The sequence below is a fragment of the Anaeromusa sp. genome (assembly GCF_028691475.1).
Lineage (GTDB): Bacteria > Bacillota > Negativicutes > Anaeromusales > Anaeromusaceae > Anaeromusa.
The window spans coordinates 10,606-24,055 of sequence record NZ_JAQUZF010000001.1 but is presented as its reverse complement, the minus strand read 5'-3'; the positions used below and the strand labels follow the sequence as shown (position 1 = coordinate 24,055).

Annotated in this window: 15 protein-coding genes; 2 read left to right on the top strand and 13 right to left on the bottom strand. The window is 51.1% G+C overall.

Annotation, left to right across the window (positions count from 1 at the left end):
• Positions 1 to 9: 9 nt before the first annotated feature.
• The 5 genes from PHF27_RS00130 to PHF27_RS00110 all read right to left on the bottom strand — a co-directional run bounded on the left by PHF27_RS00130 (position 10) and on the right by PHF27_RS00110 (position 4,635).
• Complete coding sequence (locus tag PHF27_RS00130) at positions 10 to 1,089, bottom strand: protein arginine kinase (protein ID WP_300064616.1); 1,080 nt, start codon at positions 1,087 to 1,089, stop codon at positions 10 to 12.
• A 13-nt stretch (positions 1,090 to 1,102) separates the two neighbouring features.
• Positions 1,103 to 1,612 (bottom strand): UvrB/UvrC motif-containing protein, encoded by a 510-nt coding sequence (locus PHF27_RS00125; RefSeq protein WP_300064613.1) that lies wholly within the window; start codon positions 1,610 to 1,612, stop codon positions 1,103 to 1,105.
• The gene (locus tag PHF27_RS00120; RefSeq protein ID WP_300064610.1) at positions 1,612 to 2,067 is read right to left on the bottom strand and encodes a CtsR family transcriptional regulator; all 456 of its coding nucleotides are present in this window, start codon (positions 2,065 to 2,067) and stop codon (positions 1,612 to 1,614) included. The genes PHF27_RS00125 and PHF27_RS00120 overlap by 1 nt, the downstream gene beginning before the upstream one ends.
• A gap of 396 nt (positions 2,068 to 2,463) precedes the next feature.
• Positions 2,464 to 3,660: an FprA family A-type flavoprotein gene (locus PHF27_RS00115; RefSeq protein ID WP_300064607.1), complete on the bottom strand. Its 1,197-nt coding sequence runs from the start codon at positions 3,658 to 3,660 to the stop codon at positions 2,464 to 2,466.
• Between the two features lie 36 nt (positions 3,661 to 3,696).
• Positions 3,697 to 4,635: a nitronate monooxygenase gene (locus PHF27_RS00110; protein WP_300064604.1), complete on the bottom strand. Its 939-nt coding sequence runs from the start codon at positions 4,633 to 4,635 to the stop codon at positions 3,697 to 3,699.
• A gap of 281 nt (positions 4,636 to 4,916) precedes the next feature.
• Here PHF27_RS00110 and speD point away from each other — a divergent pair, with 281 nt between their 5' ends.
• Positions 4,917 to 5,372, top strand: coding sequence for an adenosylmethionine decarboxylase (gene speD / locus PHF27_RS00105; protein WP_300064601.1), 456 nt, complete (start codon positions 4,917 to 4,919; stop codon positions 5,370 to 5,372).
• A 44-nt stretch (positions 5,373 to 5,416) separates the two neighbouring features.
• Here speD and PHF27_RS00100 read toward each other — a convergent pair whose 3' ends face one another.
• The 3 genes from PHF27_RS00100 to metG form a co-directional block, all read right to left on the bottom strand.
• Entirely contained in the window at positions 5,417 to 6,022 is a 606-nt protein-coding gene (locus tag PHF27_RS00100; protein WP_300064598.1) for a carbonic anhydrase, read from the bottom strand.
• A 149-nt stretch (positions 6,023 to 6,171) separates the two neighbouring features.
• Entirely contained in the window at positions 6,172 to 6,939 is a 768-nt protein-coding gene (locus tag PHF27_RS00095; protein ID WP_300064595.1) for a TatD family hydrolase, read from the bottom strand.
• A gap of 2 nt (positions 6,940 to 6,941) precedes the next feature.
• Positions 6,942 to 8,882: a methionine--tRNA ligase gene (gene metG, locus PHF27_RS00090; protein WP_300064592.1), complete on the bottom strand. Its 1,941-nt coding sequence runs from the start codon at positions 8,880 to 8,882 to the stop codon at positions 6,942 to 6,944.
• A gap of 347 nt (positions 8,883 to 9,229) precedes the next feature.
• Between metG and PHF27_RS00085 the strand changes: the two genes are divergently transcribed.
• A complete protein-coding gene (locus PHF27_RS00085) occupies positions 9,230 to 9,475 on the top strand; it encodes an AbrB/MazE/SpoVT family DNA-binding domain-containing protein (RefSeq protein WP_018704391.1) in 246 nt (81 codons plus the stop codon).
• Here PHF27_RS00085 and rsmI read toward each other — a convergent pair.
• Genes rsmI through PHF27_RS00060 form a run of 5 tightly spaced genes read right to left on the bottom strand, consistent with a single transcriptional unit; the run spans position 9,472 to position 13,331 of the window.
• Positions 9,472 to 10,335 carry a 16S rRNA (cytidine(1402)-2'-O)-methyltransferase gene (gene rsmI, locus PHF27_RS00080; protein WP_300064588.1) on the bottom strand — a complete coding sequence of 288 codons (864 nt, stop codon included), beginning with the start codon at positions 10,333 to 10,335 and terminating at the stop codon, positions 9,472 to 9,474. The genes PHF27_RS00085 and rsmI overlap by 4 nt on opposite strands.
• Before the next feature lie 21 nt (positions 10,336 to 10,356).
• Positions 10,357 to 11,103 carry a methyltransferase gene (locus tag PHF27_RS00075; protein WP_300064585.1) on the bottom strand — a complete coding sequence of 249 codons (747 nt, stop codon included), beginning with the start codon at positions 11,101 to 11,103 and terminating at the stop codon, positions 10,357 to 10,359.
• Positions 11,100 to 11,909, bottom strand: a complete 810-nt coding sequence (locus PHF27_RS00070) for a stage 0 sporulation family protein (RefSeq protein WP_018704388.1) — start codon at positions 11,907 to 11,909, stop codon at positions 11,100 to 11,102. The genes PHF27_RS00075 and PHF27_RS00070 overlap by 4 nt, the downstream gene beginning before the upstream one ends.
• Positions 11,881 to 12,888 (bottom strand): DNA polymerase III subunit delta' C-terminal domain-containing protein, encoded by a 1,008-nt coding sequence (locus tag PHF27_RS00065; protein ID WP_300064577.1) that lies wholly within the window; start codon positions 12,886 to 12,888, stop codon positions 11,881 to 11,883. The genes PHF27_RS00070 and PHF27_RS00065 overlap by 29 nt, the downstream gene beginning before the upstream one ends.
• Entirely contained in the window at positions 12,885 to 13,331 is a 447-nt protein-coding gene (locus tag PHF27_RS00060) for a YaaR family protein (RefSeq protein ID WP_300064574.1), read from the bottom strand. The genes PHF27_RS00065 and PHF27_RS00060 overlap by 4 nt, the downstream gene beginning before the upstream one ends.
• Positions 13,332 to 13,450 lie beyond the last annotated feature (119 nt).

Sequence of the window (13,450 nt, the reverse complement as noted above, 5' to 3'; positions counted from 1 at the left end):
CTCCTTTTTCTACTGCCCGCTCTCCGGCTCCTGCGCCAGCGTATGACGGATAACTTCCGCCCGCAGCACCGCTCGTTCCTGAGCCGTCATCGTTTCCTTTCCTGCCAAAGAGTGAAGGAATCCCGGACGAGTCTTAACAAGCAAACTGTGCAGCACCGCTTTTTCCACACCGGTTACGATGCCCAGATCTACGCCTAGCGATACATCACTGAGCAACCGCAACGCTTCTTCGCCCTTCATACTGCGCGCATGACACATAACGCCATAGGCCCTCCAAACGCGATCAGCCAAAGAATCTTCCGCCTGCTCTAAGAGCCGCAAACGAGCCTGACGCTCATGGTGCACCATATGCTGCACCACGCCGTTCAAATTAGCGATAATCTCTTCTTCTTTCGGTCCCAGCGTCAGTTGATTGGAAACTTGAAACAAATTCCCAGCCGCTTCCGTTCCTTCGCCGTAAAGGCCGCGCACCGCCAGTCCCAACTGCGTAGCCGCCGAAATCACCCGGCTGGCCTGCTTCGTCATAACCAATGCCGGCAGATGCAGCATAACTGAAGCACGCAAGCCAGTGCCTAAATTGGTCGGGCAGGAAGACAGATAGCCCAGATCTTCACGAAACGCTACCTCTTCACGACTTTCCAGCAGATCATCTACCTCGTTAGCCTGAGCTAGGCACTGTTCCAAATCCAACCCCGGCGCCACCGCTTGAATGCGCAAATGATCCTCTTCATTCACCATAATACTTACGGCGCCTTCTCGTCCTACCACCAAGGCTCGCCCTACAGGACACTGGGCAAAATCCGGACTTGCCAGATGCTTTTCCACTAAAATTTTCCGCTCCAGCTTTGACAAATTCTCCAGCGGCACAAACACATACGCTGCCTCGTCCGCCTGATTCAGCTGCGGCAGCGCTTCTTTTACCACGTTTAACACCTGCTGCAGTATCGCCTCATCGGCGCGGGTAGGAAACGCAAAGCGCTGAAAATTCCTCGCCAGCCGTACCCGGCTGGATAAAGCGATATCGCCCTCCGGCCCTGCAAGGGTCCCCCAGGCGCTGCGAGGACTGCGCAATAATTCCTGCCAATTCATGCCTTGCACCACCTTATCCACGCTGGCTCTGCATCTCAAGACTGCGTATTTCATCCCGTAAGCGAGCCGCTTCTTCATATTCTTCCTGTCGCACATGCTGTTCCAGTTGCTGCCTCAGTCCCTGAATACGCCGTCGCATTTGCACGGCAGCTCCTGTATGCCTAGGCACTTTGCCGTTATGCTGGGCCGTGCCGTGAATGCGTCGCACCATTGGCCCCAGCTTTTCTTCAAAAGCTTCAAAGCAGCCGCTGCAGCCAAAGGTCCCCTTGTGGCTAAATTCTTCATACGTCAAACCGCAGGCAAGACAGCGCAATGTTTCTTCCTGCACTTCCTCCGGTTGTGACGCCGCCAAGAGCAGCTTGAGAAAATCCTCCGCCCCCGCCGGGTCGTTTAAAGCCAAAACCGAAAGAGCCGGCTGTCCCTGGGCGCAAATTTCACAAAAATGATGCTCTTCTTTTTCCGACCCCATCATCTGCACAATGCGAATTGTTGCCGGACGTTTGCCGCAATTCTCGCACAACATCACATTCCCTCCTCACGAGGCAAATCCGCCAAGCGTTGCAGCACATTCCGCAGCAGACGGCCTCGCTCTTCATCCTCTAATCGATCGGCAAATTGCATCATAAAATAGCGTACAATAGCCGCTTCCCGTTCACTCAAAAGCTGATGCTGTTCCCATTGACGAATACGCCACTGCACTTCCTCTTGGGACCAAGCCTCTTCCGGCGGCGCCGGCAACTCCGCCAGTACCGGCAGAGCTAATTTAGCAATACGCACAAACCCCCCGGAACCGCGGCGAGATTCTACAATAAAGCCTCGTTCCATGGTAAAGCGAGTGCCCAGCACATACGTAACCTGCGAAGGAGCGCAAGCAATTTCTTCCGCTATTTCACTGCGCCGCACGACAATGATACCGCCGCTGCCCGCAGCCAATTTCCGCAAAATAAAACGTTCAATAGCATCTGCCAAATTCCCCATGCTGCAGCGCCTCCTTTTTCCTAAAACATGCGCTTCTTTTCACAAAAGTGCCGTTTCATCTTTTGACTTTATTGTATTTGACTTTTTGACTTTGCGCAAGTAATTTTTGAGCTGCTGCTACCTTGGAGAACGAACGCAGAGAGTTTACGAAGATTGAACAGGAGTAATCGGAGTAGAGGGAGGGCACGAAGGAGGGCTGCCATTATCAGCTGCAACTTCGTTTTTTATAAAACCCTTTCGCGTCTTTCGTGTATTTCGCGGTTCGGTATCAATATCGCTCCATTTTTCCAACCGCAAAAAGCGCGAAAAGCACGAACATCTATTTGTAGTTCCGATTCAAACTACGCAACGCAAAACTGAGCAAATAAAAAAGAGGGCTTGCGCCCTCTTTTACACTCAGTCTTTGCGGTTAGCTTCTTTCACTTTTTCACCGAATTGTTGTCCAAACTCAAAGCACTGCTGCAGCTCCGCCTTATCAGCAGTCCATTTCAAGAAAAGGCTAGGTAAAGCCGCTGTAATGCCGCTGGCAGCCAAACCTGCTTCCAGTCGTTCCTGGGCGCCGCCATTCCAGCCAAAAGCGCCGAATGCACCGCCCAGCTTGTTTTGAGGCTTCAAGCCTTGCAGATAGGACGAAGCAGCTGCCATCGTCGCCAAAGGTCCGCTGTTATGCGCAGAAGAACCCAAAAGAATGCCCCCAGCCTCTAAGACAGCCAACGCAACATCGCTTAATTCCGTAGTAGAAATGCGCATCAGCCGCACTTCCACGCCAGTCGACGCCACGCCGTCCAAAATGCGCCGGGCCATTTGCTCCGTACTGCCCCACATTGTATCATACACAATTACTACGCGTTCGCGGTTTTCACCGCTGCCCCAGCGCTTATATGCCGCCAAAATATCCTTGATGTGACTGCGCCAAATCAAGCCATGACTAGGAGCAATCATGCTCAAAGGCAAGCTGCTCACTTTGTCCAGCGCCCGCACGACCAATTTGCCGAAAGGCATCAGAATATTAGCGTAGTATTTGGCCGCCTCATACAAAGCCACAGGCAATTCGTTTTCGTCATCAAAACGTTTGCTTGTGCAAAAATGCTGCCCAAAGGCATCATTGGAAAAAAGGATATTCTCCCCTTCCATGAAGGTAGCCATGGAATCTGGCCAATGCAGCATCGGCAGCGGCACGAAATGCAGCTTATTGCGGCCAATATCCAGCACATCGCCTTGCTTGACCGTCATAAAGTCGTATTCCTTGCCATAGTATTTAATGACTTCGTCCCGCCCTTGATTGGTAAGCACCACTTTTGCCTGAGGCGCCCGCTCCATCAGCTTAGGGAGTGAACCGGAATGGTCTGGTTCCACATGATTGGTAATCACATAATCAATCTTAGCAGGATCAACGATTTGACTGACACGTTCCAGCAATTCTTCACTATAGGGAGCTTTGACATTGTCAATCAGGCAAATCTTTTCATCCACAATCAAGTAGGAGTTGTATGTTACGCCCCGCGGCGTGTTATAGCCATGAAAATCACGCAAATTCCAGTCTACAGCACCCACATAATATACGCCACGAGCAATTTCGATTTGATTTAACATTCCCTTTTCCTCCTTGCAGCACAGCAGCTAAATAACTTACAGCAGCGACGGAGCCTGCTGCAAGGCTGCTTTAGCGTCTTCCATAATTTCATTGACAATTTCCGCGGCAGGCTGAACCCTCTTCAAGGGCAACAGGCTCTGGCCAGCTTGGACCATACCCTGTTCCACATCGCCGTCTACCGCCGCTTTACGGTTAGTGCCTGTGGCCAGTTTTTCCAGTTCTTCTTTCGGATGATGTTTATATTCCATCGAAATAAACATATCTGTAAACTGATTACGAACGCCTCGCACCGCATGGCCAATCGTTTGTCCCGTTACTACCGAATCCGTATCAGCCGCTTCGATCAAGCGCTGTTTGAAATTCGGATGCACCGCGCATTCTTCCGCCAACATAAAGCGAGTGCCAATCTGTACGCCCGCAGCGCCCATCACTAAAGCCGCCGCCAAGCCCCGCCCGTCGGCAAAGCCGCCGGCTACGATTACCGGCAAAGAAACCTCAGGAATAACCTGCGTCATTAAAGCCATCGTCGTCAGCACGCCGATATGACCGCCAGCTTCCATACCTTCTACAACAATAGCATCAGCGCCAGCCGCTTCCACGCGTTTAGCCAATTTCACATTCGGCACTACAGGAATCTTCTTAACGCCAGCTTCTTTCAGGCGCTCAAAGAAAGGTACCGGATTGCCGGCGCCAAGAGTCACAAAAGCAACTTTTTCCCGGCAGACAACCTCTACTAACTCATCTTTATTGGCAGCCATAAGCTGCACATTTACGCCGAAGGGCTTATTAGTCAACCGCCTAGCTTCGCTAATCTGCTCCTCCAACCACTCGGCTGAACGACCTCCAGAAGCAATAATTCCCGCTCCGCCAGCTTCCGAAACGGCAGCCGCCAAACGAGCTTCCGAAACCCAAGCCATACCGCCTTGTAAAATCGGGTATTGGATACCTAATAGTTGCGTCAATCTTGTTGTCATCTTCAGACTCTCCTTTGGCTCATGGAACCATTATTTTAATATTTTCTTACTTCAATTTCACGATTGATTGCAAAATTCCTGCATACTAAGCAGCAAATCAACAAACATGTTAAAAAATTATTTACCCTTTGAAAAAAGCTTTACAAGCGCATATATCGTCTCTATAATGAAAAATCATGCATAGGTGCATACTAACGCTATTTTCTCGGATATCTTTTCAGCAGGTCTTGTTTTTTCAGTGGCAAAGCCAAACGTTGCAAAGGGAAAGTGAGTGAAGTCGAATGACTGTCATCGGTAAGCACATCACAGCCGATATGTACGGCTGCAAATTTGAGTTGCTTGATGATCGGGACTATATCAAGCAAGCCGTTTTAGCCGCTATTGCCGAAGGCCAATTAACACTTCTGCAATACACCGATCATCCTCTGACGCCTCAGGGAGTCGCAGCCATTGCGCTTTTGACGGAAAGCCACATCAGCGTACATACCTATCCGCATTTAGGCTACGCGGCTGTCGACATTTTCACCTTCAGTGAAGCAGCCTTGCCAACCAAAGCGCTGCAAACATTGCGCCGACAGTTTAAACCGACCAAACTCAAAACCACCAATATCCGCCGCGGCGATTTCGGCTCGATCAGCGACATGAAACCGAAAACGCGCACGTTAGGCAATCCGCTGCGCCGGGTCAAAGATACCAGTACAAAGTTCATCAAATTTCTCAGCCGCTCGAGAAAGTAACTCCTAAGCTGCCAAGCGCCTCGCCAGAGGCGCTTTTTTCTTGCTTATTTGCTTATTTCCTCGTAACCGTCTACTAGAACCGCCACTTTGCCGGTCTTCGGATCAAAAAGCAGGCCGTGAATCGGCACATCGACAGGCACCAATGGATTACTGCGGATCGCAGCAACCGTCTGCTTTACATTCTCCACCGGATGATGAAATTGATCCACCCAATGTTCCAAATCGCCTTCAATCATCTTGATTGCGCTGGGATGAACGCCTCTGGCAATCATCTTAGCCTTTAAGTCTTGTGACGTACTATGAGCCATACCACAGTCCTCATGACCAATCACCATGATTTCCTGCACACCCAGTTCATAAATAGCAATCAACAAGCTGCGCACAACGGCCCCAAAAGGTCCTGTCACTGTATTGCCAGCAGTTTTAATTACCTTAGCTTGACCACGTTCGATGCCCAAGGCCGGTTCTAAAAAATCCACCAGACGCGTATCCATGCAAGTAAAAATCGCTAATTGCCGATTTGGATATTTACTGACCTCTCCGGCACCGCAGGGACAGCCTACTTCATTGGTATGACACTCGCAATACGCCTGCGGCAGGCTATGTATAAACTGTTCATTAGCCGCCAGAACCTGTTCCAGCATTGTCATAAGAATTCCTCCTGCGAATTATCTTCCACTCACATTGTCTCTTACCTAGAAGGACATCGTCAAGAGCGTTGAAAAAAGTTGCATTATACTGACAAAAAGAGGGCGCAGCCTCAAGGCGCGCCCTCTTTTCCATTCATACAGCAGCACTCTTATTGAGCAATGCCAAAACATCGATAGGTATTGGCCGTCGTCTGCCTGGCCACTTCTTCCACGCTCAGTCCCCGCAGTTCCGCCACTTTCTCCGCTACCAGCCGCACATGCAGCGGTTCATTGCGCCGTCCGCGATAAGGCGCCGGCGTCAAATACGGGCTGTCCGTTTCGAGCAATAATCGCTCAAAAGGAACTTCTTTAACAACCTCCGGCAGTTTAGCTGCATTTTTAAAAGTCAGTGTCCCGCCCACGGAAAGATAAAAACCCAGCTTTAGCACTTCTCTTGCCATCTCCAGGCTGCCGGAAAAGCAGTGGAACACGCCGCGCACGCCGCGGCCCGCTTCTTTGACCAAACGCAATATATCGCCATGCGCCTCCCGGTCATGAAGAATCACCGGCAAATCACATTCCTTGGCCAAGGCCAGCTGTTTGACAAATACCTCTTGCTGCACCGAACGAGGCGAAAAGTCATAATGATAATCCAACCCAATCTCGCCAATCGCAACTACTTTAGGATGCCGCGACCATTGAAGCAATTGTTCGTAAGCCGCCTCATCCGCCGAATCAGCGTCATGCGGATGAATGCCGACGGCTGCGTAAATCGCCGCATGCTGCTCCGCCAGCGCCAAAGCGGCGGCGGAGCTTTTCATGCAAGACCCTGGATTTACCATGCCGGCCAGGCCATTCGACAGCGCCCTGGCTATTACTTCGTCACGGTCAGCATCAAAGGCTTCATCATCCAAATGAGCATGCGAGTCAAAAAGCATGCTTACTTCACCTTGCTTCCAGGAGCCATGCCGGGAACTTCTACAACCTGCAGCACGCCATCGCAAGACGCAGCCAACACCATGCCTCTAGATTCAACGCCGCGAATTTTAGCGGCTTTCAAGTTGGCCACCAACACCACTTGCTTGCCCACAAGCGCTTCCGGCTCATAATGCTGGGCAATACCCGAAACTACCGTACGGGTTTCCTCTCCCAAATCCACCGTCAGTTTGAGCAATTTGTCCGCCTTGGGTACTTTTTCTGCGGCAATGACTTTGGCTACCCGCAAATCCATGCGGCCAAAGTCATCAATGGAAATTTCACCGTTCTCCGCAGCAGAAGCCGCCTTCTGCGGCGCTGCCGCCTGCTTTGCCTTGGCAGGGATTTCTGCAGCCGCAGTTTCTTCCTTCTCGATTTCAATACGCGGGAACAATGGTTCCGCCGCTGCTACCTGCGTTCCCTCCGGCAGTCCGCCCCAGGCCATATCCGCCATTTGAACAGAAGCCCAGTCCCAGGTCAACCCCAGCTGCGCCCAAATGCGCGGCGCCGTGTGCGGCAGGAAAGGAGCAATCAAGACTGCCGTCTGACGCAAGGTCTCCGCTAAATGATATAATACCGCCGCCAGCCGATCCGCCTGCTCCGGCTTCTTCGCCAGCGCCCACGGAGCCGTCTCGTCAATGTATTTATTGCTGCGGCCAATTAAAGCCCAAACACATTTCAAAGCTTCGGTTAAATCCATTTTTTCCATGGCGACGCGATAATCCGCCAGTGTTTTCTCGGTCAGTTGCCGCAAGGAAGCATCTACAGCCTCTTCTGTACGCCCCTGCAAGATCTTGCCGCCCTGAAAGCGTTCGATCATGCTGAGCGTGCGGTGAAGTAAATTTCCCAAGTCATTGGCCAAATCGGCGTTAATCCGTCCAATAAGAGCGTCTCTTGAAAAATTCCCGTCATTACCCAGGGCAATTTCCCGCAACAAGAAGTAACGGATGGCATCAGGGCCAAATTCATCAATCAATGCCACCGGATCAATGACATTTCCTTTAGACTTGGACATTTTATCTCCGTCCACCACCAGCCAGCCATGACCATAGACTTTCTTCGGCAAGGGCAAATCCAAGGCCATGAGAATAATCGGCCAAATAATCGAATGAAAACGGACAATTTCCTTGCCGACCAAATGAACATCCGCCGGCCAAAACTTCGCAAATTTCTCCGGATTATCCAGATAACCGGCTGCGGTCAAATAGTTGGACAAAGCGTCAAACCAAACGTAAACCACATGTTTTTTGTCAAAAGGCACCGGAATGCCCCAGTCAAAGGTTGTCCGAGATACGCACAAGTCTTCCAGACCGCTTTTGATGAAATTAATCATTTCATTGCGCCTAGAAGCAGGTTGAATAAAGTCTGGATTCTCTTCAATATGCTTTAAAAGACGGTCCTGGTATTTGGACATACGGAAGAAATAGCTTTCCTCCTGCACGACCTCCACCGGTCGTCCGCAATCCGGGCATTTGCCGTCCTGCAATTGCCGCTCCAGCCAGAACGTTTCGCAAGGCGTGCAATACCAGCCCTCATAGGCGGACTTATAAATATCGCCCTGTTCGTAAATGGTCTGGAAAATGTGCTGTACAACTTTATAGTGGCGCTCCTGGGTCGTGCGGATGAAATCGTCGTTAGAAATGCCTAATTTGCGCCACAGCTGTTGAAAAGAAGCAACAATGCCGTCAACATAACCAATAGGTGTTACGCCTTTTTCTTCTGCTTTACGCTGGATTTTCTGACCATGCTCGTCAGAACCTGTCAGAAAAAATACTTCTTTGCCTTCCAAGCGCTGGTATCTTGCTAAGCTGTCCGCAATGGTCGTGCAGTAAGCATGACCAATATGCAACCGATCACTCGGGTAATAAATGGGAGTAGAAATATAATACTTAGAACTGTTTCCCATGGTAATCCAACCTTTCTCTTTTGTAATCTTCTTCCTTTTTTCGCAGCAACCAACTTTGCCATATTCTCCCACAGAAGTACTCTAGACCTACTTTTCCAGTATATTTCCATATTACTTGCCGTTTTCAAAACACTTTTTCTCTATTTTTAAGAATTTAGACGTCATTTCGTACATATAAGAAAAGAAGAAAAATAACTCTTGACAAGCCTTTTGTGACATTTCCCTTATTTGACAGGATTTTTCATTTTTGTTACGCTGATTCCAGGTTGAGAGAATGACCTTTTCTATTATAAAAGACATTCTCCCATTTGTCGATTTTCTCAGATTAAGCAAGGAGGATTTATCTCATGAAATCTACAGGTATCGTTCGTAAGGTGGATGAACTCGGTCGCGTGGTTCTGCCCATCGAATTGCGCAGAACCCTCGACATCGCCGAAAAAGACGCTTTGGAAATTTACGTTGACAGTGACCGCATTGTTTTGCGCAAATACGAACCAGCTTGCATCTTTTGCGGCAGCGCGGATGGCATTACTAATTTCCGCGGTAAAAATGTCTGCAAACAGTGTGCCCTTTCCGTAGGAGAGGCCATTTAAGATTCTACAGCCTCTTTGATGACGGCTTGGTACAAATCACGACGGCCCAGTTTTTTTTGAGACGCTATCTTACGGATAGCGTCTTTTTTATGTTCTCCTGCCGCCACCAAGCGCTCCACTTCCGCCACAGCCTCCGCGATTTGGGCGGAGGGGTCCGCCTCAAGCGCCGCATCTGCTACTTTAGGTTCTGCGCCAGCGCAAAGCAAAGTAAACTCACCCCGCGGCGCAACGGTCTGAAAATGCGCCTCTATGGAAGCTAAGTCGCCTCGTACAAATTCCTCAAATTTTTTGGTCAGCTCCCGCACCGCTACCGCCTGGCGATTACCAAAGGCGCTTTGCAGTTCCTTCAAGGTAGCCAACAACCGGTGGGGCGCTTCGTAAAAGATCAGCGTCCCAGGATACGAGGCGGCTTCTTCCAAAAGAGCTCTTCTTTTTTTAGTTGTTTTGGGCAAAAAACCCAAAAACTGAAACTGCTCGCTTGGCAGCCCGGACGCAATCAACGAGGTCAACGCCGCATTGGCGCCTGGCAACGGCACCACCGGCACACCTGCATCAAGCGCCAGCCTGACAAGATCCGCTCCTGGATCAGCAATACCCGGCATACCTGCATCACTAACAAGAGCAATGCTTTCGCCAGCCAGCAGACGCTGCAGCAGTTCCGGACCGCGCTCCGCTTTATTGTGTTCGTGATAACTTACCAGCGGTTTATGAATTTCAAAATGAGTGAGCAGCTTACGGGAATGGCGCGTATCTTCCGCCGCTACCACATCCGCTTCCCGCAACACGCGCAACACGCGCAAAGTAATATCTTCCAGATTGCCAATAGGAGTCGGGCATAAATACAACATTCCCGGATGCATGACTAATCCTCCTCATTCTCATTAAAGCTGCGCCGGCGCAGCCTCATAGCAGATCCGCAATTGCGCCGTATAGGAGCCGTCGGCTTCATATACCACCAGAGGCGGCATTACCTCCAGCCCCGGCTTCCCGCCATGTATGCCTTCTACCAACAGCAAGTTAGCCGGCGCTCCCTCTCGGGGCTGCACTAGCTGTAAGCGTTTAGGCTCCAAATTCACTTCCCGCATCACAGCCAGTACATCCACCATTCGGTCCGCCCGATGCACCAAGGCCACACGGCCCCGAAACCGCACCAAACGCCGCGCCGCTTTCAGCACATCCGCCAACGTCGCCGTTACTTCCTGACGGGCCAGACCCTTTTGTACGCTGCCCCGCCCTCTTGCGGGCTGAAAATAAGGAGGATTGGCAACAACAACATCCCAAATACCGCCCGGCAGCTGTGGCAGCGCCTGGCGATAATCGCCGCAATGCACTTGAATTTGACCGTTGCGCCGGCTCAGTTGAATGCTCCGCGCCGCCCGGCTGGCCGCAGCCTCATCTAATTCCACCGCGGCTACCGCTCTGGCGCCTCGCGCAGCCAGCAACAAAGAAATAGCGCCGTTTCCCGCTCCCAGATCCACTACCTGATCTTGCGGACGCAGCCGTACAAAATGAGCCAGCAACACCGCATCCAGGGAAAAGCAAAAAGACCTGGGATGCTGAATAATGCGCAGCCCTCCCAGGCCTAAGTCGTCTACCCGCTCTGGGCGGCGCAGACGTACTCCGATCATGCTTTTTCCGCCACTTCTTCCCAGGACAGCTGCACGGTACCGCCCTGATCCGCCAATTCCACCGTCGCCATATGCTTGTTATTGCTGACAATGGTCACTTTGCCTTCTCCTTGCGGCGTCATCACAGTACTGCCTATCTTCGGCGGCTGAGCCTTCTTGCAGCATTTGCGATATCCATCGCTCTCATACTTCAAGCAACACATCAATCGTCCGCAAATGCCGGAAATTTTCGTAGGATTTAAAGAAAGATTCTGTTCCTTAGCCATGCGAATAGATACCGGCTCAAAATCACCCAAGAACGTAGCGCAGCACAAGGGCCGCCCGCAGCAGCCTATACCGCCCATCATTTTGGCTTCATCCCGAACACCAATCTGACGTAGTTCGATCCGCGTGCGGAATACGGCCGCCAAATCCTTAACAAGCTCCCGGAAATCAATCCGTCCGTCGGCGGTAAAATAGAAGATAATCTTATTAACATCAAAAGTATATTCTACATCCACCAATTTCATTGGCAGTTTGTGCTCTTCAATCTTTTTTTCACAAACCTTGAAGGCTTCCTCTTCCTTCGCCTTGTTTTGTTTGACTTTTTCCTTATCCTTGTGGTTGGCTTTGCGCAGCACCGACTTCAACGGCTGCACTACGCTTTCGTCTTCCACGTCCCGTACCGGTATGACCACCTCGCCAAATTCCAGTCCTCTGGCTGTTTCCACAATGACAGCGTCACCTAACGCCAATGTTCCCTCGCTAGGAGCAAAATAATAAATCTTGCCCGCTTTTTTAAAACGAACGCCTATTACCTTCGGCATAAAAACCCGAACCCTCCTTCGCTTCACTCACGGCAAGCCACAATGCCTCTAAGGCCAGCCGCAGCACGGCGTGAAACCGTATATTTCTGCGTGTTTCCTCAACGGCATGCAAGGCCTGCGTCAATCCCTTATCAGTCCACTGCTGAGACTCCTGATGCAACTCTTGCTCCAGGTCCGGATGAAATAATGGTATCGCCGCCTGTTGCCGCAGTACCAGCATATCACGTAACAGCAAGGAAAGATAGCGTAATCGCAGTTGAACCTGCGGCCGCTCCTCCTTGCCCCAAAGCTCACCAAGACGCCAAGCCGCCCTACCGCCGGCCTGCAGCGCCTGCCATACCTCATCCCGCAAGGTCTGCCGGCCTTCTTCTAAAAAGAGCAAGGCCTCCCCCAGGCTGCCAGCAGCTACGCTAGAAGCCAAGGCGGCTGCTTCCGGCGCAAAGCCCCTGCTCTGCAGCATATCCTTAAGAAGCGGCGCCGCTAACTTTTGCAACGGCACCAGGCAACAACGCGATCGCACTGTCGGCAGCAATTGTTCCACCCGTTGCGCCAATAGCATAAAATAAACTCCTGCCGGAGGTTCTTCCAACATTTTCAGCAAGCTATTGGCGGCTTCCTGATTCATCAGTTCGGCGCCGTCAATAAGCACAAAAAAACGCGCCTGGCCGCCGCTCAGCAACAAACGCGGCAACAGGGCGCGTATTTGGCTGATTTTTATGGCTGTTCCTTCCGGCCGCAGCACCTGCATTTGGGCGTGCTCCTCCAGTTCCACCTGCCGACAGGAGGAACAAACGCCGCAAGGGTGGTCTTGCTCCTGGCACAATAATGCCGCGATGAGCGTCTTGGCCGCCAACCGTTTGCCGACTCCGTCAATACCAGTGAATAAAAAAGCATGGGGCGATTGTTCCTGACGCAGCATCTGCTGCAAGGCTGTAACGGCAGCATCTTGTCCCTTTAAGGATTCCCAGCGCAGCATCATGTATAAAGATCTACCAGCATGCCGCGGATGGCATCCAGTTTCCCCATGATCTCCAATTGCTGCGACTGCCCCTGCCGCACATCTTCCGTCAAACCGGACAAGCTTTCGTCAATCTGCTTTACCAGCGTGTATACTTTCCGGCGTCCAAAACGGTCCCACCCTGTCTGCGATTGCAGGTTGTACATACGTCCTACGGCTTCGCCCACAAAGCGCTGCACCAATTGACGGTACTTTTTTAGTTCCCCGTAGGTCGGCACTTGCCCTAACTGCTCTCCTTGCGCCGTGATATCGTCCAGCAGTTTTCCCATGCGTTCCATATAGCCATCATCATTGGCTTTGCTCAAACTGGCGGAAAAACTCCGCCCGCTTTTTTCGGCGCGCTGGCCGCTTTCTTTTTCTTTGGGCAAGGGAATGGAGGAAATGCCTCTCGGATCAATTTTCATCGTTCATCCTCCTTATGGAACCACTGGCAAGCGATTCCATGAACAGCAGCCAGTTTGTTACACTTTTATATTATATCGGATGATCTCGCCGGAGAAAATATGCCTACTAAACAAGTTAT